Source organism: Acinetobacter sp. V89_4, assembly GCF_029967875.1.
Taxonomy (GTDB): Bacteria; Pseudomonadota; Gammaproteobacteria; order Pseudomonadales; family Moraxellaceae; genus Acinetobacter; species Acinetobacter oleivorans.
Map to the genome: position 1 here is coordinate 23920 of NZ_JASCAI010000029.1, position 25008 is coordinate 48927.

Here is a 25008-nt window from a genome sequence, read left to right on the forward strand (position 1 = left end):
CCTACTGTTTAGTGTAAATGTTAGGAGCACGTATGTTACTTTTCTTTCGGGATGAGTAGCGAAGCTAGGCAAGACCAAAACGGTTGCTGTAATTAATACATTGGAATTGAACTAACGTATTTTTTAGTAACTAAACGCTATCATGTTATAAGCCGCTGTTTTAGTCTTGCTCGCGATGTAGATGATCAAATAGTAATTATAATTTTTTGAGCTTATTTATGAGCTGCACCTTTCAATTTGCCAAAGCCCCTGAACATTTACTTCAAGCCTTGCATGAAGTTATTCCTCATTGTGAGTTGATGGTACAACAGTTACCAGGGACGCCTGTTTCCTTGTGGTTGATTCCACCCGTTTTCCCAACCGATCGCTTAGATGATGAGGTTATTCGCCGTATCTGGAATGACACGCCATATTGGATTTTTTGCTGGGCATCTGGTTTAGCAATGGCGCAGTGGTTACTTGCAGAGCCTCATCATGTTAAAAATAAAGTTGTTCTAGATTTTGGTGCAGGTTCGGGCGTAGTCGCAATTGCAGCTAAAATGGCTGGTGCTAAAAGAGTAATTTGTTGTGATATTGATCAAGTTAGTCTTGCTGCCTGCCGTGAAAATGCTTTGTTGAATGATGTTGAGCTAGAATATCTAGACGATTTATATAAAGCAGAGCAAGTTGATGTTTTATTAGCTGCTGATGTGTTGTATGACCAGTGCAATCGTTTCTTTTTAGATGAATTTTTGAAATTTTCGCCAGAGGTTTGGGTCGCAGATAGTCGTGTTAAAAACTTTAGTCATCCAAAATATCAAAAAATTGATGAAAGAAGTGCATCGACATGGCCAGATCTTGATGAAGCTAAAGAGTTTAGAAATGTAAGTTTTTATAAGACGCTGTAAAAGAACAGCGTCTTATTTATATTATGAGCAAGTATAACGAACTACTTTTAATGTACTTGGACGTGCTTCAAGCGCTTGGCGAGTTGCATAGTCTTCGCCATTGTTTAAACTAGGCGTATTCGATAAACCAAATGAGGCACGAGTTTCACCCAATTGAACACCATAATGTTCTTGTTGAGCTGGGTTTGAAATCTCATTAATGCTTAGAACTGATAATTTATAAACTTTTTGAGCGCCTAATACATTTTGACAAGCACGTTGCAATTTACGTTCATCTAACTGCTGATTAGTGCGGCTAGCCAATGTGTAAGCTAAAGTTGCCGAAGTTTTTGTTTGGTTTTCAATCTGGTAGCCAGTTGAACCATTGTATTGTCGAGGGGTGGTCTGACAAGCGGTTAAAACAAACATACTGCTTAATGCCAAACATAAAATACTTCTATTCATCAGTATCATCCTTATATTCTTATCTCTAGTATCTCATAAAACACAGCGATTGTTGGGGCTTAATCGCACGATTTAAGCTAACATCGGCTGGCGATATTAGCTCTTTTGTTAAAATATTAATGTTCTTTAATTTTTGAATGATGCTTAGTATCTTTCATAAAAATATAAATAATAAGTGAAATGAAGATCATAATACTCACATAAATAAAGTACCAAGATTCATGTCCAGCTTCTTTAAAACTTAAAGCAAAGAACTCTGCTGTACCGCCAAATAATGTATTGGCAATCGCGTAGGGTAAAGCTACCCCTAAAGCTCGAATATGCGCAGGAAAGAGCTCTGCTTTAACCACAGCATTAATTGAAGTGTAGCCAGTCACCATCACTAGACCTCCAAAACATAACCAGAAAGCTGTCCAGTAGTTATGCGTGTTTGCGAGTGCATCAAATAAAATATATGTGAATAAAACACCCGTTATTCCGAAGAAAATCATAAGAGGTTTTCGACCGATTCGGTCTGACAAAGCACCCGCTACAGGTTGTAAGCACATGAAAATAAATAGCGCTAACGTGGTAATTTGAGTGGCTTCGGGTTTTGTAAATCCGGACGTATTTACTAAATATTTTTGTAGGTAAGTGGTATAGGTATAAAAAGCTAAAGTTCCGCCAGCTGTTAAAAATAATACTGTAAAAGCTTCTTTAGGGTAGTGTTTGAATAAAGCAAACATGCCCGATTGTGGTTGGTCTTTTTCAGCTTGGGCATTTTTAAAAGATTGTGTTTCTAATAAGCCACGACGAATACGGAACACAACAATGGCAAGTAAAGCACCAATAAAGAATGGAATACGCCATCCCCAATCATGTAACTGTTGTTCGGTTAACACCATTTGTAATATTAAAAGAACACATAAAGCCGTTAGTTGTCCTGCAATTAAGGTGACATATTGAAAGCTTGAGAAAAAACCACGCCGATTTTTTTCGGCCATTTCACTTAAATAAGTGGCACTGGCACCATATTCACCGCCTACACTCAAACCTTGAATTAAACGAGCGACAACTAATAAAAGAGGGGCAAATACACCAATACTTTCATAACTTGGTGTCACAGCAATAAGAAGTGAGCCTACACACATCAAAGTAACGGAAAGAGTGAGACCTGCTTTACGTCCTTTACGGTCTGAATAGATTCCCATAATCCATGCACCGATCGGGCGCATTAAAAAACCTACAGCAAAAATTGCAGCCGCTTGAAGAAGTTGAGCTGTTTGACTTCCTTTTGGGAAAAATGCATGAGCAAAATAGAGCGTAAATGCGGCATATACGTACCAGTCGTACCATTCGACAAGGTTACCCGCGGAACCGCCCAAAATTGATTTTAGCCGGGTTTTTGTATCTAAATTAGAATGCGGAGTTGTTGCGGTAGAAGGTTGATCAACCATGAGTCGCTCCATGTTTCGCTTGGGTTGAATGCTAAAAAAGAGAAGTTTTATTCCGTTTTTACATATTATCCAGAGGAGTATTTCACTTTATTTTTTTTATGTCTGTAAAACAATGTTTATTATTTAAGCAAAGGAATAAGTTGAATATTCATGTGATTTCAAATTGGCCGATCAGCTCATTTTTATAGTCTTACTCCAATCTTTGACATACTATTTTTTCCAAGTAGTAAAAAGTGATAAAGAATGCGTAATGTTTAAGCCAAGAAAACCTATATCTCTTAAAAATAATGATATATTCCAAAGAAAATTTTAAATAAATACAGTTAGGCATGATGTCTTGGCATTATGGGCTAGATGTGTGTGGATAATGAAAGGGACATTCAGATGTCAAATTGCCCGAAAAAATATATTGTTGCTTTTGATCAGGGAACAACAAGCTCAAGAGCAATTGTTTTAGATCATGATGCTAACGTTGTAAGTATTGCTCAAAAAGAATTTACTCAGATTTATCCGCAGCCAGGTTGGGTTGAGCATGATCCTATGGAAATTTGGGCCACACAAAGTGCTGTTTGGGTAGAAGCTCTAGCTCAAGCTGGCATCAAGAGTGAACAAGTCGCAGCAATTGGGATTACAAACCAGCGGGAAACCACAATTGTATGGGATAAGAAAACAGGCAAGCCGATTTACAATGCAATTGTTTGGCAAAGCCGACAGACAACTGAAATATGTAATCAATTGCATAAAGCTGGTTGGCAAGAATATATTCGTAAAACAACTGGCTTAGTTATTGATCCTTATTTTTCTGCTACAAAAATTAAATGGATTTTGGACCATGTAAAAGGAAGTCGTGAGCGCGCTGAGCAAGGGGAGTTATTGTTCGGTACGGTGGACACATGGCTAATCTGGAAATTAACTAATGGCGCAGTCCATGTCACTGATTTTACCAATGCTTCGCGAACCATGCTTTTTGATATTGAAAAGCTCGAATGGGATGAAAAACTTTTACAAGCTTTAGATATTCCTAGAGCAATGCTACCCGAAGTGCGTAGTTCATCCGAGGTTTATGGATACACACATACCATTAGCGGGCAAGAAGTGGGGATTCCGATTGCTGGTATAGCAGGGGATCAACAAGCTGCACTTTTCGGGCAAATCTGTATAGAACCCGGGCAAGCAAAAAATACCTATGGCACAGGCTGCTTTCTACTCATGAACACGGGTAAAAAGATTGTTCGTTCAGAGCATGGTTTACTGACGACGATTGCATGTGGTGCAAATGGTGAAGTGAACTATGCCTTAGAGGGCGCCGTGTTTAATGGTGGCTCTTGCGTACAATGGCTTCGTGATGAGTTAAAAGTAATTAAGAATGCTAAAGACTCTGAGCTTTATGCAACACGTGTAAAAGACAGCAATGGTGTATATGTTGTACCTGCCTTTACAGGTTTAGGGGCTCCCTATTGGGATCCGACAGCACGTGGGGCAATCTTTGGTCTCACTCGTGGAGCAAGTATAGAACATATTATTCGTGCAACTTTAGAGTCAATTGCTTATCAGACAAGAGATGTACTTGATGCGATGCAGCAAGATGCAGAAGAAGAGCTTCGTACACTTAGAGTCGATGGTGGGGTAACGGAAAATAATTTCTTGATGCAATTTCAAGCCGATATTTTATCAACCCCAGTAGAACGCCTAATAATGAAAGAAACTACTGCTTTGGGTGCAGCTTTTCTTGCAGGATTGGCAACGGGTTTCTGGCAAGATCTTAATGAGTTAAGAAATAAGTCTGCGATAGAAAAAGTATTTGAACCAAAAATGTCTTGTGAGCAATCTGAAGTTATTTATAAAGGTTGGCTGAAGGCAGTTAAGCGTAGTCAAAGTTGGGCTGAGGATTGATCTGTTCTTTAACTGGTTAAATTTAATAGTAGGGTAATCAATTAACGCTAAATACTCGGTTATTTAAAATTGATTATTCTACTTTTTTGATTGTTGTTTCATCAATTTGATGTTTTAATTTTTATAAGATCAACAATAAAAAGAAAATGAGAAATGACAGTACAGCCTAATGATTATTCAAAAATATATGACATTGCCGTGATTGGTGGCGGTATTAATGGCGTCGGTATTGCTAATGATGCGGCAGGTCGGGGCTTATCGGTATTTTTATGTGAAAAAGATGATTTAGCTAGTCACACCTCATCTGCGAGCAGTAAATTAATTCACGGCGGTTTACGCTACTTAGAACATAAAGAATTTCGATTGGTTAGAGAAGCTTTAGCAGAGCGTGAAGTCTTGTTGGCTAAAGCCCCACATATTATTAAACCAATGCGTTTTATTATGCCTCATCGACCACATTTGCGTCCTGCGTGGTTAATTCGGGCAGGCCTATTTTTTTATGATCATTTAGGAAAACGAGAAAAATTATTAGGGTCAAATCTTATTTATTTCAAAGAAGATAGCCCCCTAAAACCAGCTATAACGCGTGGTTTTGAATATTCGGACTGTACTGTAGATGATGCACGTCTTGTTGTGCTAAATGCGCTACAAGCTAAAGAGAAGAGTGCCAAGGTGGTAACACGAACAAGATGTGTTAAGGCTTATAGGCAACAAGAACTGTGGCATTTGGAACTACAAAGCGGGGCTGAGTCTTATCAAATACGAGCAAAAGCCTTAGTGAATGCAACAGGTCCTTGGGTCGAAGAAATTATTAGTGAAAACCTACAATTAAAATCGCCATATCAAATTCGGCTGATACAAGGAAGTCATATTGTTGTGCCTAAACTCTATGATTGTCATAAAGCTTTTATTATGCAAAATGAAGACAGACGGATTGTGTTTGCCATTCCTTATTTAGAACAATACACATTAATAGGTACAACAGATCAGGAATATTTGGATGATCCACAAAAGGTAGAGATTACCGATGTAGAAATAGATTATCTTTTGACAGTCACAAATTCACATTTTAAAAAGCAGCTCACCCGTACAGATATCGTCAGTCAGTTTTCTGGAGTTCGAGCTTTATGTGATGATGAGTCAGATAATCCATCTGCAGTTACACGTGACTATACTGTGGCATTGCAAGTTGAAGATAAAACAACTCCCTTGCTGTCGGTATTTGGTGGCAAGATTACAACTTATCGGAAATTAGCTGAATCGGCTCTGGAGCAACTTGGCCCGTTTTTTACAGATATGGGAGATGAATGGACTGCAAATGAAGTATTACCTGGGGCGGAGAATTGGACCACACTTGAAGATTTAGTTATAGAGATTCAAAACCAAGTTGAAGGGATAACCGAGCAGCTTGCTACTCGCTGGGCAAATGCCTATGGCTCTAGGGTTTGGGATATTTTGCATGAGCGAAAAGCTCTTGAGCAGTTAGGGCAAGATTTTGGTTATGGTTTATTTGAATCTGAAGTTCAGTATTTATGTGAAAATGAATGGGCAAATACGGCAGAAGATATATTGTGGCGTAGAACTAAGTTAGGTTTGGCATTTGATGAAAAACAAGTAAAAAATTTGGAAAGCTATTTGGCTGGACGTCGACAAAAAGATGATGCCGCATAATAAAAAAGGCCGCACAAGGCGACCTTTTTTATATTTAGCAATTAGAAGCCAGTTTTTACAGCTTCAAGTAAAGCTGCTTGACGTTCTTTTAATGCTTTTGGTAAGCGCTCACCAAGTTTATTGAATAACTCAGTGTGGCTTTCAATTTCAGTAACCCACTGATCTTTATCTTGAGCTGTGATAAGGTCAAATTCTTCTTTAGAGAATTCAGTACCTTCCCAGTTCAAGTCATCGTAAGTTGGAACAAGGCCAATTGGTGTTTCAACAGCGTTTGCACGACCTTCACAACGGTCAATGATCCACTCAAGAACACGCATGTTTTGACCGAAACCAGGCCATACGAAGTTGCCTTCAGCATCACGACGGAACCAGTTTACATTGAAGATTTTTGGTAATTTATTACCAGCAGCTTCAGCTTTTGTACTTACTTCTTGACCAAGGCTTAACCAGTGATCGAAGTAGTCAGCCATGTTGTAGCCAGCAAACGGAAGCATCGCGAATGGATCACGACGAACGATACCTTGTTGACCAACAGCAGCAGCAGTAGTTTCAGAACCCATAGTTGCAGCTTTATAAACGCCATCAACCCAATCAAAAGCTTCAGAAACTAAAGGAACCGTATCTGCACGGCGACCACCGAAGATAAATGCAGAAATCGGAACACCTGCTGGATTTTCCCAGTCAGCATCGATAGAAGGGCATTGACCAGCAGCAACAGTGAAGCGCGCATTTGGATGAGCAGCTTTTTCACCATTTACGTGAGGTTGACCTTTCCAGTTAGTTAAGTTAGTTGGAATTTCTTTAGAAAGACCTTCCCACCATACTTGACCGTCGTTAGTTACCGCAACGTTTGTATAAATAACATCTTTGTGAAGAGTTGCCATACAGTTAGGGTTAGTCTTGGTATTTGTACCAGGAGCAACACCAAAGAAACCAGCTTCTGGATTGATTGCGTATAGACGACCATCTTCACCTGGTTTGATCCAAGCAATATCGTCACCTACAGTCTCAATTTTCCAGCCTTCATAGCCTGCTGGTGGAATTAACATTGCGAAGTTTGTTTTACCACATGCAGATGGGAATGCTGCAGCGATATAGTGCTTTTCACCTTGTGGGTTAGTCACACCAAGAATAAGCATATGTTCAGCTAACCAACCTTGTTCGCGACCCATAACAGAAGCGATACGAAGTGCTAAACATTTTTTACCAAGTAATGCGTTACCGCCATAACCAGAACCGTAAGACCAGATTTCACGAGTTTCTGGGTAATGAACGATGTATTTTTCAGGGTTACAAGGCCATGCAACGTCTTTTTGCCCTTCAGCAAGTGGAGCACCTACGGTATGAATACAAGGAATAAATTCGCCGTCTGTACCTAACACATCATAAACTGCTTTACCCATACGTGCCATTTTACGCATGCTAACAGCAACGTAAGGAGAGTCAGTTAACTCGATACCGATATGAGCAATATGGCTTCCAAGTGGACCCATAGAGAAAGGCACAACGTACATTGTACGACCTTCCATTGATCCCTCGAACAAACCATTTAACTTTTCACGCATAACAGCTGGTTCTTCCCAGTTGTTTGTCGCACCAGCATCTTCTTTCTTTTGAGAGCAAATGTAAGTACGATCTTCAACACGCGCAACATCAGATGGGTCAGAATTTGCAAGATAAGAACCAGGATGTTTTTCTTGGTTTAATTTCTGCATGGTGCCGTTAGCGATCATCAAGTCGATTAGACGTTGATACTCTTCTTCGCTTCCGTCACACCATTCGATTTTTGCTGGTTTGGTTAAGTTTGCAATTTCTTCAACCCATGCGATAAGCTTAGGATGACGAACGAATTCTGGTGCGTTCACTGTGGTCATGGTGAGGCCTATTCAAAATATGTACAACGTACAAGTCATTCATTGAGGTACAATGAAAGATCAAATAAAAAAGTGGCTGTATTAAAGCACAAAATCATAAAAAAAATAAGACTAAAGAATAAGAAATAGATATTTTGATTTTTTATTTTTTTTAATTTAAATCATATATTTATTGTTTTTTGATGTATTTTATTCTTTACATTTTTATGTTGTATGTGTGTTATTTATATTATTTATTTTTTTTAAAATCAATAACTTGATGTTTAAATTTTTCTTGAGAATTATTATTGATTAAACAAATGATCATCATTCGAAATTTACATAAAGAGACTTTTATTAGGCGATTTTCTATACAAAATACAAGGTGAATCCTCTTTAAGATAATAAAAATGCGGACTTTAAAACCTCTCTCTATCATCTATAACCAGAAGTCGGGTTTTCATGCTTCAAAACATGAAGATATGTATGAGCAATTAATGACTGTACTCACCGAATTTGGTTTTGAAATACAAGTTTTTGAATTAGCGGAAGATGTTTCATTTGATGATTTAATGAATCAAGTGATTCATCGGCATAGTCAAAACGCAAATTTAGGCGTTGTTGTGGCAGCAGGTGGAGACGGGACGTTAAATGCAGTGGCATCAAAACTTCGTCATACCAATATTCCTATGGGAATTTTACCTTTGGGGACTTTTAACTACGTCGCTAAAGTTTTAGATATTCCTTTAGATTTGTTAGAGGCGGCTGAAGTCATTGCTACAGGTACACCCCGTTCTGTACATATTGCGACTATTAATGATCATATTTACTTAAATAATGCGAGCCTAGGCCTTTATCCATTGTTTATAAAAAAACGTGAGCTCTACAATAAATACTTAGGACGTTTACCCTTACATGCCTATACCTCAGCTTTAGATGTTTTATTAAGAGAAAATAAATCTTTGAAGCTTTCCGTCACAGTTGATGGAAAAAAATATCCAGTCAAAACCCCACTAATTTTCTTTGGTAATAATCAACTGCAACTTTGTGATATGAAATTAAGAATTGCTGATTGTGCTGCACAAGGGAGAGTCGCTGGAGTGGTCATTACAAAAAGTGATAGGCTTAGCTTATTAAATATGCTTTGGCAATGGATTCAGGGAAAGGTTGAAGAGACAAAAGATGTTTATAGTTTTTGTGCTGATCATGTCATTGTTGAATGTGCAAAAAAATCAAAACTTACTGTAGCTTTAGATGGTGAAATTTTAGAGATGAAAACACCATTAAATTTCACTGTAGAAAAGAATGCTTTAAATATTATGGTGCCCAATGTTATTACATCTGTCTGATTTGCATTTTGGAACAGAAATTGAGGCCTGTTTAGATGCAATTCGGCTTTTTTGTACTGAACATAAACCTGAAGTTATTGTTGTGAGTGGAGATATCACTCAGCGAGCCAGATATCAACAGTTTTATAATTGTCGTCAGTTTTTAGATAGTCTTAATATTCCTTATATTGTTGTGCCTGGTAATCACGATATTCCGTTGTACCATGTCTGGAACCGTTTTTTCTCACCATTTACTCGCTATCAATATTTTTTTGGCCAGCTTGAACCAACTTTAGAAACTGAACATTTCTATATTGTTGGCGTAAACAGTATACGCCGCCGTTATCATACGCGTGGACATATTTCGATTGAGCAAATTCAAACTACATATGAGAGATTACAGCAAGGGCCAGAGAATAAAATCAAATTAGTTGTTTTTCATCAGCCTTTTTATACCCCGCCTGATGATGAGCATGGTATTAAAGATTGTCCCGTATTAGGGAAAATGGCTCTCGAAAAATGGAGTAAGACAGGGCTATTTGGTATGTTACATGGGCATCTTCATAAAACAGCCGTATATGATTTAACGCAAATTTATCAATTAGAAATAGATCACCCTATTTATGATATTCATGCAGGAACAGCGACATCTAGCCGCTTGCATTATCATGTTCCAAATAGTTTTAATGTCATTTCAAATGAAGGAAGAATTAATCATTATTGGTTTAATTACGATTTAAAGATTTTTCAATTAATTTAATTTATAACAATTCTATAAGACATTTAATTTAAGAGTAGATTGATAAAATTTTATCCATTACAATGCCTAAGCTTTAAATTCTATATATGGGGAATAGGAAAACATTCTAAATGTTTTATCATTTTAAAAATAATATTAATGGATACATAAAAATTTTTAACTATATAAAAAGCCATGTTTTTAACTAGCTATAATAAGGGTTTTAGTATTTTGTGAAATTTAATAATATTTTATAAAATGAGTATCTATTGACTTAATATTTTAGAAAAACTTAATAATATTTAAAATTTCATGGTGAATAAATGGTACAAGTATCATTAATGGCAAATAATGCTTCAAAAAATAATACAGTTGATATTGATGTAGGCCAGACAAAAACTATTGTAGTAGATCCTAAAGAAATCGCAAAAATCGATATAAGCCCAGAAAAAATTGCCTCAATAACAAGAGAGGGAAATAATGCAATTATTCATCTAAAAGATGGAACTGAAATTATTTTAGAAAACTATTTTATTAGCGAAAACCCGCAAATTCTTTTAAATGAAGGGCAGAGTTATTGGACTGCCAGTTTAGGTGAAGATACTACTGGACAGACTACTGTTAATTATTTAGAAGTAAAAGATGCACCAAAACTTATAGACTCTTCATCTTCTATACCTCTCTGGACTGGGGTGGTCAGTGCTTTAGCAGGCGCAGGAACAATTGCTTTATTGTCAAGGAAAGATCCTAAAGACACGACGCCTCCTGAGCCAGGTAATTTGATTCTCAAAAATCTTTTAGACTCAGGCGCCTCAACAACCGACCAGATCACTCAAGATAAAAACTTCACTTTAAAGATTGAGGGACAGGAAAGTGGAAGTCGAGTAACGTATTTGGTCTCTACCGATGATGGTAAGACGTGGCAAGAAACAACAGTAACTCAAAAAGATTTAGTGGATGGAAGTTATCTTTACAAAGCTGTAGTAACAGACCGAGCTGGAAATGCATCGGAAACCGCTATACAAAAAGTGGTTGTGGATACCACAGCACCGCAAGCAGGTGAACTAACTTTATCTGATTTGAGCGATACAGGCGTCTCAGCAACGGATCAGATTACGCAAGATCAAACTTTTGATTTAAAGATTAGTGGACAAGAAGCAAATAGCCAAATCACTTACTGGATATCGAAAGATGATGGTAAGACATGGCAGGAAACAACAGCTGAACAAAAAGATTTAGCTGATGGTATTTATCAATTTAAAGCTGTAGTAACAGACGTTGCAGGTAATACCTCAGAAACCGCTATACAAAAAGTCGTTGTCGATACAACAGCACCGCAAGCAGGTGAACTGACTTTATCTGATTTGAGCGATACAGGTGTTTCAGCAACGGATCGGATTACGCAAGATAATAATTTTACTTTGAAGCTAACTCAACCAATTGTGATCGGCGAACAAGCTGCTTTACTAGACCACTATGAAATTTCGAAAGATGAAGGAAAAACTTGGCAGGAAACAACAGCTGAACAAAAAGATTTAGCTGATGGTATTTATCTCTATAAAGCCGTAGTAACGGATCTTGCAGGCAATACCTCAGAAACCGCTGTACAAAAAGTGGTTGTAGATAATTCTTTAAATGTTGAAGCAATTGCAGTAACTGTAAAGCCGATTACTGAAGACAATACAATAAGTCTAGTTGAAAAAGATCAAGTTATTTCTATAAGACTGGACGTAGATAATCTACCAACAGATTTAAATAGCTCACTGACTTCAATAAATACGACATTAAATGATGTTGTTTATAACTTTCATTTTGATGAGCTAACTCAAGAATGGGTTGCTGAAATTCCAGCAGAGTTCTTGTGGTCAGAAGAGTCGCAAACCAATATATCAATTGATATTAGCCTTACTGATCAAGCTGGCAATACAGCGATTATTAAACAGATTCAAAATTATAATGTAGATCATACTCCGAATTCACCAACACTAGATTCACTAACCTTTAATAATATAGATGGAGCTATCATTTCGGGTAGCGCACATAAAGGAAGTAAAGTCGATATCTACAATAAAAATGGTGATTGGCTTGCAAGTACAATAGCCAATGAAGAGGGTAACTTCACCTTACAAAACCTTTCGATTAACTCAAATCAAGAGGTGTATGCAGTCGCTACTTATAATGGATACAGCAGCGAAAAATCATCAATTGGACTAGTTACTGAAGTTCCTGCTATTAGTATTACAAGAATTAGTCCAGAAGGTGTGATCACTGGTTATGCGACTGAAGGTAGTCATTTTATTGTAAAAGATCAGAATGGAAATATCCTACAAGAGTTTAACTCCATTGCATTTGAGGGTTCAGGTATTACGCCTTTTAATGTAATGGAATTAGGTGAAGTCAGACCATTTACTTTGTCCCTCGACCAACCTTTGAAGGAAGGTACTCAAATTATTATCTCTACCGATAAAGATAATGTTTCAGGCCATCCACAATATATTACCGCAGACTATACGCCCGCAGTATTTTTAGAAACTCCACAATTTGATATCAGTGGCGAAACTTTATCAGTACATGTCAATGAACCTAACAGCCTTATTCTTGTGTTTTCCGGAACAGGAAATCTAATCGCTAACGGTGTTACAGATGAACAAGGCTTTGCAAGTTTACCTGTGTTCCAATTTTTAAAAGAAGGTGAGTCGGTTACCGTACAAGTAGTAGATAAAAATCAAAATACGAGTGAAGTCCTAATCGAAGTTCCAAACTTTGCTTATATTCCACATGTTGAACGTATTACACAAGAAGGCTTAATTTCTGGGTTTGCTGAAGATAATAGTACGGTAATTGTGCGTGATGCTGACGGTAATGAATTAGGAAAGGTTACATTAGGTGATGACAATAGTTGGAATGAATTTAGTCATTTTAGCTTGAGTGTAAACCGACCTTTAATTGATGGAGAGCAAATTTCCGTTCAAATTATTGATAATAAAGGTCTGATGAGCCCTGAGCAGAATATTGTTGTAGATCTGACTCCTCCACCTGTTCCAACAGATTTAAATTTTAATGATGCTGGTGATTTAGTTTATGGTCATGCAGAACCTTTCTCTGAAATTTTAGTTAAAGATGGACAAGGAAACATTCTTAATAAATGGTTTTGGAATAACTGGACCGACGAGAGTGGAAGTTTCTCGATAGAACTAGGTGTGTTTTTAACTAATGCTGAGACGGTTTATGTCACGGCTACCGATGTAAATGGAAATGTAAGTTTAGCAGCTCAGATACAGGCGCCTAACTATGCTTTTGCCCCCCATGTAGATAGCTTTACTTCGGACGGAGTGATAAGTGGGCAAGCTGAAAATAATAGTACTCTCATTGTTAAAGATGCCAAAGGTGAAGTCGTAGCTGAAATTAAAGTCGGTGAAGATAATGGCTGGAATGGATCAAGTTATTTTAAACTCCAGCTTGACCGTCCTCTTGTTGATGGTGAGCAGTTGTTCTTATCAATTAAGGATGCTCGTGGGCAAGTAAGCCCCGATACTGTAATTACTGCTGATACAGTTGCTCCTACACCAGCCAGCAATTTAGTTTTCTCAGAAGATGGTTCATATCTTACAGGTGTAGCAGAGCTGAATACTACGATTCAGGTTTTTGATCATAATGGTCAGCTCGTGAATATATGGAATAACACCATAAACTCGGACGGTACATTTACTGTTTTCTTAGGTAGCAATAATTTACATGGAGAGGCATTCACGGTCACTGTTAAAGACCAAGCCGGAAATGAGAGTGAAGCTGTTTCAATTAAAGCTCCACTTGATGATATTGCACCGGATCCAATTAAAAATATTTTACTTGATGCAAACGGTCAAAACTTTACAGCACAAGCAGAAGCGAATAGTCAGATTGAAGTTTTTGATTCATTAGGTAATCAGACGGGTTGGGGTTCTACAGATAGTGCTGGTAATGTCTCAGGCTTTTTCAATCAAATCTATTTACATGGTGAAGAACTTACTTTTGTTGTCATAGATCGAGTTGGTAATCGCAGTATCGAATTTAAGCAAAATGCTTTAATTGATACCATTGCACCAAATCCGATTGCAAATATCATCTTCAATGAAGATGGCCAAAGCTTTACAGCTCAGGCAGAAGCTGGAAGCTCTATTGAAATATTAGATCAGGCTGGAAATAAGATTACTACTAGTTATACCGATAGCTTAGGTAATGTATTTGGTTATTTCCCGCAAGTTTACTTACATGGTGAGGAACTTACTTTTGTTGTAGTTGACCGAGCGGGTAACCGTAGTGCAGAGGTCAAGCAGAGTGCTTTAACTGATGATATCGCACCAAATCGGATTGAAAATATTGTATTAGATATCAATGGACAGAGCTTTACAGCTCAGGCTGAAGCAAATAGCCAGATTGAAATTAAAAATACCAATGGTGACATTATTGGTTATGGATCAGCAGATAGCACAGGCAATGTTTCTGGTTACTTGTATCAGGTCTATTTACATGGCGAAGAGCTTACTTTTGTTGTAGTTGACCGAGCGGGTAACCGTAGTACAGAAGTTAAGCAGAATGCTTTGATTGATGAGATTGCACCAAATCCGATTGAAAATATTGTATTCGACTCAAACGGTCAAAACTTTACGGCGCAAGCAGAAGCAAACACTCAAATTGAAGTCAAAAATGCTGCGGGTGAGGTCATAGGTTCAGGTTATGTAGATGGCGCTGGTAATGTGTCAGGTTATTTATATCAAGTCTATTTACATGGAGAAGAACTCACTTTTATTGTCGTTGACCGAGCTGGTAACCGCAGTGCAGAGATCAAGCAAAACGCTTTAACTGATGATATTGCACCAAATCCGATTGAAAATATTGTACTTGATGCGAACGGACAGAACTTTACAGCTCAGGCAGAAGCAAACACTCAAATTGAAGTCAAAAATGCTGCTGGTGAAGTCATAGGATCTGGTTCAACCGATAGCATGGGGAATGTTTCAGGTTACTTATATCAAGTCTATTTACATGGTGAGGAACTCACTTTTGTTGTCGTTGACCGAGCGGGTAACCACAGTACAGAGGTCAAGCAGAATGCCTTGATTGATGACATTGCTCCGAACGCGATTGAAAACATTATCTTTAATGAAAATGGTCAAAACTTTACAGCGCAAGCAGAAGCAAATAGCAAGGTTGAAGTTAAAAATGCTGTGGGTGAGGTTGTAGGTATCGGTTATGTAGATAGTGCTGGTAACGTTTCGGGTTACTTGAATCAAATTTACTTAAAAGGTGAGGAACTCACTTTTGTTGTGATTGATCAAGCCGGTAATCGCAGCGTTGAAGTAAAACAAACAGCCTTTCTCGATAATACGGCACCAGAAAATGCGACTAATTTAGTATTTAGCGAAGATGGTTCATATCTAACTGGTATGGCAGAACCCAATGCTACGATTCAAGTATTTGATCAGAATGGTCAATTGGTAAATCAGTGGAATAATAATGTTAATTGGGATGGAACATTTAGCGTCTCATTAGATACTAATTACTTGCATGGCGAAGAATTTAAGGTGGTTGTAGTAGATCGGGCTGGTAATTTGAGTAGCGCGGTTACTGTAAAAGCGCCACTTGATGATATTGCTCCCGCGGCTGCGAGTAATCTCACGTTCAGTGAAGATGGTTCATCCCTTTCGGGTGTAGCTGAGCCAAATACCTTCATCCAGATTTTTGATCAGAATGGTCAACAGGTGAATACGTGGAGTCAGAGTGTAAATGCTGATGGTACATTCACTATTTTCTTGGGTAGCTCTAATTTACATGGTGAAGAATTCACAGTTATTGTTAAAGATCGAGCTGGAAATGTGAGTGATGTTGTTTCAGTTAAGGCTCCATTTGATGATATTGCGCCAAATCCGATTAAAAATATTGTACTTGATCCGAACGGTCAAAACTTTATAGCGCAGGCAGAAGCAAATAGTAATATAGAAGTCAGAAATGCTGAGGGTGCGTTAATAGGTCATGGTTCTGCAGATAACGCAGGTAATGTGACAGGTTACTTCTACCAAGTTTATTTACATGGAGAAGAATTAACTTTCGTTGTCATAGATCGAATGGGCAATCAAAGTGTCGAACTTAAGTTCAATGCTTTGGTGGATACCATTACGCCTGATCCAATTGAAAACATCATCTTTGACGAAAATGGGCGAAATTTTACGGCACAAGCAGAAGCCAATAGTTTTATTGGTGTCAAAAATGCTGCGGGTGAGTTTGTCGGTTATGGTTATGTCAATAGCACTGGTAATGTGACAGGCTATTTCAATCAGGTTTATTTAAAAGGTGAGGAACTCACTTTTATCGTTATAGATAAAGCAGGTAATCAAAGTGTTGAATTTAAGCAAAATGCTTTGATTGATGATATTGCACCAAATCCAATTGAAAACATCGTCTTAAATGAAAATGGTCAAAACTTTATAGCGCAAGCGGAAGCAGATAGTCGAATCGAAGTTAAAAATGCTGTTGGTGAGGTTGTAGGATCTGGTTCAACCGATAGCATGGGTAATGTTTCTGGTTACTTATATCAGGTCTATTTACATGGCGAAGAGCTCACTTTTGTTGTCATTGACCGAGCGGGGAACCGTAGTACAGAGGTCAAGCAGAATGCTTTGATTGATGATATCGCACCAAATCCGATTGAGAATATTGTGCTCGACTCACACGGTCAAAACTTTACGGCGCAAGCAGAAGTAAATACTCGGATTGAAGTCAAAAATGCTGCGGGTGAGGTGATAGGTTCTGGTTATGTAGATGGTGCTGGTAATGTGTCAGGTTATTTTAATCAAGTCTATTTACATGGAGAGGAATTAACTTTCATCGTTGTAGATATAGCAGGTAACCGAAGTATTGAGGTTAAACAAAATGCTTTAATTGATGATGTCGCACCGCCAGCTGCTGCAAATATTACATTAGCCTCAGACGGATTGCTTTTTGGTGAGGCTGAACCAAATACAACTGTTGAAATTATTGATCAATATGGTGCAGTTATCACAACAATGTATGTTGGATATGATGGAAAATTTTATCAATGGATCAATCTGAGTCAATATCAGACACAAAATTTGAGTATTGTTGTCAAAGATATTGCTGGCAACCGAAGTGAAGTTGCTCATCAGTTAGTACCTGTATTTACGAACTCACCCATTGCTGCAACAGAGCTAAAATTGGATGTTGATGGCCATATTCTTACAGGTAAGGCGACAGTAGGAATGACGATTGTTGTTACATCCGCGGATGGTCAAAGCATTAATTGGGGGTGGAACAGTGTCGTGAACGAAGATGGTAGTTTTGCTATTGAGTTAAATGACTATTATCTAAAGGGACAGATATTACAAGTTCGAGTTTATGACCAGAATACCAATCAATATAGCCCAATCTCTGAAATTATTGCGCCTTTAGACAATATTGCTCCAGTGATTGACGATGTGGTGATTAACAATGATGGTCAGGGAATTTCAGGTCACACTGATTCAAAAGCAATCATTCAGGTAATGGATGCGGATGGGAATTTACGAGCAGAATCTCAATCGGATGAATTAGGATATTTCAATGCTAATATTTATCTACCTATATTACGTGGAGAGCAATTATTTATCACGGTAATAGATTTAGCCAAAAATATAAGTACACCATTGAATATTACTTTTAATGCAGATATTAATGCACCTCCATCAGCAGAGCATGTTGTTGTTTCTGAAAATGGTTTGTTTATTGAGGGAACTGCTGTAGCAAGTAGTTATGTACATGTTTTTAACGTATCTACTAATTATATTGGTGGTGGTTCTGTAGATGAAACAGGACACTTTAATATCCAGTTGTACTCACCTCAAGTGAGTGGACAGACCTTACGCATTGTTGTGGAACAAAATGGCTATCTAAGCACTTACACCGAAATTACCGCACCTATAGACATCGTCGCACCAAATGCAGCAACTCAGCTTGTCTTAGAAGATGGAAATGTACTTTCGGGACAAGCGGAAGCATATTCAACTGTTAATATTTTTGATGATAATAATTTAGTTGGTCAAACTACTGTCAAAAATGATGGAAGTTTCACAACATACTTATGGTCACAATATTGGCATGGTGAAACATTGACGGTAAAAGTAGTTGATGCCAATCAAAATGAGAGTGAGAGTACAACGGTTGTTGCTATAAATGATACAACAGCACCGAATGTAGCCACACAGCTTGCTATGAAGGGATGGGACGAGCTCACGGGGCATGCAGAAAGTAAGGCTACTCTTGAAGTTACATATCATTTTGCTGATCAAGAACCTTTTGTAACAAATACTATGGTCATGGCAGATGGAACTTTCTCTACTTATATGTATGAGAATGCGACATCATTTGATATTACTGTTATTGATCGTGCAGGAAATCGTAGTGAAACTATCAGTAAAGCGATTAGCGACTTACATACGATCACGGTTGATCAGTTTATAGGTGATGCTACAGATAATATTTATATAGTTGATCATATAAGTGATTTTGTTCAAGAATATATTGTTGAGCCGTATGAAATATATAAAGATGTCTGGATTGATAATAGTTATACCCATGCAGAATGGGTCACTGAAGGTCATTATGAACAGATATGGCTTGTTGATGGATATTATGAACAACAATTAATAACAGATGGATTTTATGAAACGCAATGGATCACAAGTGGTTATTCAACTATACAAAAAATATATATAAATCAGGGCAATATAACTTATATAGATAATGGAACATCAGAGAGCGACTATAGTCGATATGTAGAACAACATTATGATGCTGTAAATAAGCAATGGCAAGAAGGCTATGAACTGACTTATATCCGCTCAGAGGAAGGTTGGGTTGATACTAGTCATTTTGAAGATGTTTATATTGAATTCAGCCATTATCAAGATGTTTATATTGATACAAGTCGTTATGAAGATATTTGGGTAGATACTAGCCATTATCAAGATGTTTTCGTAGAAAGCGGTTACTGGGAAAGTCAACTTGTTGAATCTGGCTATCGAGATGTTGATTTTGATGGACACGATAAAATAATTAGCTCTGTGAGTTATAGTTTGGTTGGATATTCTGATTGGTCGACAGGTTTAGAAAGTGGTCGTTATGTAGAAGACTTGGAACTGGTTGGTTCTGCTCATCTGAATGCAACAGGCAATGCTTTAGATAATCTTTTAACAGGTAACTCTGGGAATAACGTTTTGAATGGGCGTGAAGGTAATGATACCTATATGACTAATGAAGGTGCCGATACCATTCTGTTCCAATTGCTAAATAGCCAAGATGCGACTGGTGGGAATGGACATGATACGGTGTTAGATTTTACTTTAGGTGATGTAAGAACTGACCTCCAAGCTGACAAAATTGATTTAAGTGAACTATTAATTGACTATTCTAAAGATGTGAGCACATTAGCGAAATTTATTAATGTAGAGCAAGATGCTGGAAACACGACTATTAGCCTTGACCGAGATGGTGAAGGTACAATGTTTAGTAGTATTTCATTGATTACTTTGAATCATGTAAATACAACATTGGATGAATTGTTAAATAACCAACAACTTGTTGTTTAATATTGTTATTTTTTTTAATAAAAGGGGCTATGAAAATAGTCCCTTTTATTTTGTGCTTTAAATTTAATAAAAACTCTTCACAACCTGTTAAAAAATGACCAAAAAAGATAAGTTTTTTTTCATTTTCCCCTTGAAGCCTTTTTTTTCATCCCCACAAAAGTGACATCTAAATATTTTGTTATTGCTCTGGATTAAAGCAATAACGATTAATCAAAAAGACTTAGTCTGATGGAGTTAATTATGAGCAACATTCGTCCATTACATGATCGCGTTGTAATTCGTCGCGTAGAAGAAGAAACCAAAACCGCTGGCGGTATTTTACTTCCAGGTTCTGCTGCTGAAAAACCATCTCAAGGTGAAGTAATTGCAGTAGGTAATGGTCAAATCACTGAGAATGGCGTACGTGCTTTGGATGTTAAAGTTGGTGACAAAGTATTGTTTGGTACTTATGCAGGTACAACAGTGAAAGTAAGTGGTGAAGAACTCTTAATCATGAAAGAGTCAGACATTTTAGCTGTGTTGGAAGGCTAATCAATCCATAACTCAATTCATTATCAGATTCAGTATTTAAAAAGATTCGGAGTTTAATATGTCAGCTAAAGACGTAAAATTTGGTGATTCAGCTCGCTCAAAAATGATTGCAGGTGTAAACGTACTTGCAGATGCTGTTAAAGTAACTTTAGGCCCTAAAGGTCGTAACGTAGTGATTGACCGTTCTTTCGGTGCTCCGCACATCACTAAAGACGGTGTAACTGTTGCTAAAGAAATTTCTTTAAAAGACAAGTTTGAAAACATGGGTGCTCAACTTGTTCGTGAAGTTTCTAGCAAAACTAACGACATCGCTGGTGACGGTACTACAACTGCAACTGTACTTGCTCAAGCAATTTTAAATGAAGGGATCAAATCTGTAACTGCAGGCATGAACCCAATGGATTTAAAACGTGGTATCGATATCGCAGTAAAAACTGTAGTTGAAAATATCCGTTCAAATGCAAAACCTGCTGATGATTTTAAAGCGATCGAACAAGTTGGTTCTATCTCTGCTAACTCTGACACTACTGTTGGTAAACTTATCGCTCAAGCGATGGAAAAAGTAGGTAAAGAAGGCGTAATCACTGTAGAAGAAGGTTCTGGCTTCGAAGACGCTTTAGACGTTGTAGAAGGTATGCAGTTTGACCGTGGTTACATCTCTCCGTACTTTGCAAACAAGCAAGATACTTTAACAGCTGAGCTTGAAAACCCGTTCATTCTTCTTGTTGACAAAAAAATCGGTAATATTCGTGAATTGATTTCTGTTTTAGAAGCAGTTGCGAAAACTGGTAAACCACTTCTTATCATCGCTGAAGATGTTGAAGGCGAAGCGCTTGCTACACTTGTTGTAAACAACATGCGCGGTATTATCAAAGTATGTGCTGTTAAAGCTCCTGGTTTCGGTGACCGTCGTAAAGCAATGCTTCAAGACATCGCAATCTTGACTGGCGCAACTGTTATTTCTGAAGAAGTTGGTATGTCTTTAGAACAAGCAACTCTTCAAGATTTAGGTACTGCACACAAGATCACTGTTTCTAAAGAAAACACTGTAATTGTTGATGGTGCTGGTGATGCAGCTGCTATTGCTGAGCGTGTTCAGCAAATCCGTGCTCAAATTGAAGAATCTTCTTCAGAATACGACCGTGAAAAATTACAAGAACGTGTTGCTAAATTAGCAGGCGGTGTTGCTGTAATTAAAATTGGTGCGGCAACTGAAGTTGAAATGAAAGAGAAGAAAGACCGCGTAGACGACGCACTTCATGCAACTCGTGCAGCAGTTGAAGAAGGTGTGGTTGCTGGTGGTGGTGTTGCGCTAGTACGTGCTGTAAATGTATTAGACAACCTAAAAGGTGCTAACGACGATCAAACAGCGGGTATCAATATTTTACGCCGTGCGATCGAAGCTCCACTTCGTCAAATCGTTTCAAACGCTGGTGATGAGCCATCTGTAGTTATCAATGCAGTTAAAGCTGGTGAAGGTAACTTCGGTTATAACGCTGCAACTGGCGAATATGGCGATATGTTAGAAATGGGTATTCTTGACCCAGCTAAAGTAACTCGTTCTGCACTTGAACACGCTGCTTCTGTAGCTGGTTTAATGTTAACTACAGAATGTATGATTACTGACATTCCAGAAGATAAACCAGCTGTTCCAGATATGGGCGGTATGGGTGGTATGGGCGGAATGATGTAATAACGCATCAACGCTTGAACTAAAAAAATCCCTGTTTATACAGGGATTTTTTATTTTACGTGATTTTAAGAAATAGTTAAGTTCAATAACTTATATTAAAAAACAGGAACAGCAGCTAGAAGTTCCTCTTTGTTACAGCCATGCTTATTTACTTATAAGCATGGTTTTTTTTATCCTAATAAAATGAACAACCATGTAATAGCAATAATAGAAAGCGCAACAAATTGAGCCGCACTTCCCATATCTTTTGCATTTTTAGAAAGCTGATGTTTTTCAAGAGACACTCGGTCAACGACTGCTTCTATAGCCGAATTGAACAGTTCAACAATCATTGCAAATAGACATACGATAATGAGTAAGACGTGTTCACTGCGGGTTACGTCAAGAAAAAAACTGACTGGAATTAAAATAAGATTAATCAAAACAATTTGACGGAAAGCTGCTTCATTTTTATATGCTGCTTTAAATCCGGAAATCGAGTAGCCCGTTGCATTTAATATACGCTTAAGGCCTGTTTTACCTTTATAAGGAGAATAGCTATTCATTTACTTATATTTCTGACACATTTCATGCATTATATAATTTGGGTCTTAAAAAATTATTAAATCTTTTTTAAAGATTTTGACTTTATAACTGAATAGAGAAGAAGAGATGAAAAAATTATGTGTAGCTTTGGGTTTTGCATTTTGTAGCATGCATGCTGCGTATGCTGAGCAAACTCCTACTCAACAAGTACCTGGATATTATAAGCATCAATTCGGAAAATACCGTGTAACGTCTTTACTTGATGGCACGATTTATCTAAATCCTAACTTGTTTAAAAATTTAAATCAGACTCAGAAAACTAAAATATTAACTAAATATGCTGCTGTGAATGAGAAGGGTATTCAAACTTCGGTCAATGCATTTTTAGTAGATGATGGTAAGAGTTTAACGCTTGTCGATAGTGGTGCAGCAAGTTGTTTTGGCCCACAATTGGGTTCGATTGCAAAAAATATTGAATTGGCAGGTTATCAACTTGCTGATGTAAAAACAGTATTGCTCACACATTTACACCCAGACCATGTATGCGGTATTGCTCAAAATGGGAAAGCTGTATTTCCAAATGCAACCGTTTATGCACATGAACGCGAAGCTGATTATTGGTTAAATCCAGCTTCTGAAAAAACAGTGCCAGCAGATAAAAAGCAAAACTATTTAGGTACTGTGAAAAACATAAAAACTGCTCTTGCTCCATATCAAGCAAAAAAAGCATTTAAGACCTTTAAAGATGGCGATGTTATTCAAGGTTTTGAAGTGATCGATACGCGCGGTCATACACCTGGGCATCATAGCTTTCGCTTAAAGAGTAATGATCAGCAAATCATTTTTGTTGGAGACATTGTTCACTCGCATTCTTTGCAGTTTGATGCTCCAAAAACTGGTGTGGATTTTGATGTGAATTCTGAGCAGGCAATTAATACCCGTTTAAAAATGTTCGCTGAAATTTCAAATAAACAGCAATGGGTTGCAGCACCACATTTACCATTCCCAGGCATTGGCCATGTTTATAAAGTAAACGCCGAGCAATATCAGTGGATCCCACTTTATTTTAATAATGTCGTAGAGAAATAAAAAAAACAGGGCATTTATTGCCCTGTTTTTTATTAAAAGCTTTAATTATTTTGCGGCTTTTTCATAATTAATAACGGCTTCACGGCCAAGTGCTGGGTCATCTGTAAAGATTCCATCAACACCCGCTTTGAAGTAGGCTTCAAACTCTTTTAAAGCACCAGTTGGGCAGCGCTCAGCTGGTTTATCTTGACTGCATTTTAAAGGCTTTGGTAAGAAATTATTTTCTGGACGGAAAGTATAAGGATGTACTTTTAAGCCAGCTTTATGCGCATCAGAAATAAACGAAGTCGTTTGAACTGAGCCATTGTCATTAAAGTTTAGAATATAACCTTTACTTGGTCCTACACCGTTTGCATATTTAGCTATGTCTTTTAAGCTTTGTGCTGTGGCTAAATCAGCATAAGTTTTAGTTTCACCAGATTCAACGAAGTCGGCTGGTTGAGAGGTTTTAGCGTCATAAAGTTGAATAATTTGTGCGTGTTTGATGGTTTTATGAAGGTCGAGCTGATCTTTTAAATATTTTAAATTACTTACTTCAAAAGATTGTAGATAGACAGGTGCAATATCACGTGTATATTCATATTTGGCTAGTGTTTTAAGAAGAGTATCTTCCATTGCCAGATTATGATTTTTAAAGTAAGTCGGATGTTTGGTTTCAATATATAAACCAATAATTTTTCCTGTTTTTTTATAATTTGCTTCAGCCAGCTCAATCACTTGTTCTAGAGTCGGGACAGGGTAAAGATCATTATAGGCTGTGTTTGCAGGTCGGAACTCTGGAATACGTTCACGTGCTTTAAGCTGCTGTAATTCACTTAAAGTGAAGTCCTCTGTAAACCAACCTGTTAGGTCTTTACCATCAATATTTTTTGTTGTTTTACGGTCTGCAAACTGAGTTAAAGTGCTTACATTGGTTGTTCCACCAATCTCATTTTCATGGCGAGTAACTAACACGCCGTCTTTTGTAGACACTAAATCCGGTTCAATAAAATCGGCACCATCATCAATGGCTTTTTGATATGAAGCTAGAGTGTGTTCAGGGCGTAAAGCGCTAGCGCCACGGTGCCCAATCACTAAAATCTTAGGTAGTTGATACTCTGGTGTAGTTGGTGTGTTTTCAGTTTTATCATCGTCATTACAACCAACTAAGCTAATTAAACTTAAGCATAAAATTGCTCTTTTAAACATAATTCTACTCATATTGTTTTAGTTGAAACGGCTCCAGTGTGCTCATTTAGTTTGACTTGATCATGAAGAATTCATGAATTTTCAGTGACACTTGTTAAAACCTTCTTTATG

14 protein-coding genes are annotated in these 25008 nt (G+C 37.5%); 9 read left to right on the forward strand and 5 right to left on the reverse strand.

Annotation, left to right across the window (positions count from 1 at the left end; genetic code table 11):
- Positions 1-218 precede the first annotated feature (218 nt).
- Entirely contained in the window at positions 219-887 is a 669-nt protein-coding gene (locus tag QLG01_RS16020) for a 50S ribosomal protein L11 methyltransferase (RefSeq protein ID WP_282496928.1), read from the forward strand.
- Positions 888-908: 21 nt separating this feature from the next.
- Here the strand turns inward: QLG01_RS16020 and QLG01_RS16025 are convergent, their stop codons facing one another.
- Entirely contained in the window at positions 909-1331 is a 423-nt protein-coding gene (locus QLG01_RS16025) for a hypothetical protein (protein ID WP_005307920.1), read from the reverse strand.
- Between the two features lie 116 nt (positions 1332-1447).
- The gene (locus QLG01_RS16030) at positions 1448-2779 is read right to left on the reverse strand and encodes an MFS transporter (protein ID WP_081399115.1); all 1332 of its coding nucleotides are present in this window, start codon (positions 2777-2779) and stop codon (positions 1448-1450) included.
- A gap of 372 nt (positions 2780-3151) precedes the next feature.
- Between QLG01_RS16030 and glpK the strand changes: the two genes are divergently transcribed.
- Together glpK and glpD are read left to right on the forward strand one after the other, a co-directional pair.
- Positions 3152-4660, forward strand: a complete 1509-nt coding sequence (glpK, locus tag QLG01_RS16035; protein WP_282496929.1) for a glycerol kinase GlpK — start codon at positions 3152-3154, stop codon at positions 4658-4660.
- A gap of 153 nt (positions 4661-4813) precedes the next feature.
- Positions 4814-6331, forward strand: coding sequence for a glycerol-3-phosphate dehydrogenase (gene glpD / locus QLG01_RS16040; protein ID WP_282496930.1), 1518 nt, complete (start codon positions 4814-4816; stop codon positions 6329-6331).
- A 41-nt stretch (positions 6332-6372) separates the two neighbouring features.
- On the opposite strand, the gene QLG01_RS16045 is transcribed toward glpD, so the two are convergent.
- Positions 6373-8205, reverse strand: coding sequence for a phosphoenolpyruvate carboxykinase (GTP) (locus QLG01_RS16045; protein WP_005307903.1), 1833 nt, complete (start codon positions 8203-8205; stop codon positions 6373-6375).
- Positions 8206-8594: 389 nt separating this feature from the next.
- On the opposite strand from QLG01_RS16045, the gene QLG01_RS16050 reads away from it, so the two are divergent.
- From QLG01_RS16050 to groL, 5 genes are all read left to right on the forward strand, one after another.
- Positions 8595-9533, forward strand: coding sequence for a diacylglycerol kinase family protein (locus QLG01_RS16050; protein WP_282496931.1), 939 nt, complete (start codon positions 8595-8597; stop codon positions 9531-9533).
- Positions 9514-10272 (forward strand): metallophosphoesterase family protein, encoded by a 759-nt coding sequence (locus QLG01_RS16055; protein ID WP_282496932.1) that lies wholly within the window; start codon positions 9514-9516, stop codon positions 10270-10272. The genes QLG01_RS16050 and QLG01_RS16055 overlap by 20 nt, the downstream gene beginning before the upstream one ends.
- A gap of 302 nt (positions 10273-10574) precedes the next feature.
- Positions 10575-19871, forward strand: a complete 9297-nt coding sequence (gene blp1 / locus QLG01_RS16060) for a biofilm-associated Ig-like repeat protein Blp1 (RefSeq protein WP_282496933.1) — start codon at positions 10575-10577, stop codon at positions 19869-19871.
- Positions 19872-20111: 240 nt separating this feature from the next.
- Positions 20112-20402, forward strand: coding sequence for a co-chaperone GroES (locus QLG01_RS16065; RefSeq protein WP_002120604.1), 291 nt, complete (start codon positions 20112-20114; stop codon positions 20400-20402).
- A 58-nt stretch (positions 20403-20460) separates the two neighbouring features.
- Positions 20461-22095 carry a chaperonin GroEL gene (gene groL / locus QLG01_RS16070; protein ID WP_005307896.1) on the forward strand — a complete coding sequence of 545 codons (1635 nt, stop codon included), beginning with the start codon at positions 20461-20463 and terminating at the stop codon, positions 22093-22095.
- A gap of 170 nt (positions 22096-22265) precedes the next feature.
- On the opposite strand, the gene QLG01_RS16075 is transcribed toward groL, so the two are convergent.
- Positions 22266-22640 (reverse strand): diacylglycerol kinase, encoded by a 375-nt coding sequence (locus tag QLG01_RS16075; protein ID WP_016137277.1) that lies wholly within the window; start codon positions 22638-22640, stop codon positions 22266-22268.
- Positions 22641-22746: 106 nt separating this feature from the next.
- On the opposite strand from QLG01_RS16075, the gene QLG01_RS16080 reads away from it, so the two are divergent.
- Positions 22747-23709 carry an MBL fold metallo-hydrolase gene (locus QLG01_RS16080; RefSeq protein ID WP_282496934.1) on the forward strand — a complete coding sequence of 321 codons (963 nt, stop codon included), beginning with the start codon at positions 22747-22749 and terminating at the stop codon, positions 23707-23709.
- A 45-nt stretch (positions 23710-23754) separates the two neighbouring features.
- Here QLG01_RS16080 and QLG01_RS16085 read toward each other — a convergent pair whose 3' ends face one another.
- Complete coding sequence (locus QLG01_RS16085) at positions 23755-24897, reverse strand: glycerophosphodiester phosphodiesterase (RefSeq protein WP_282496935.1); 1143 nt, start codon at positions 24895-24897, stop codon at positions 23755-23757.
- Positions 24898-25008: the final 111 nt, after the last annotated feature.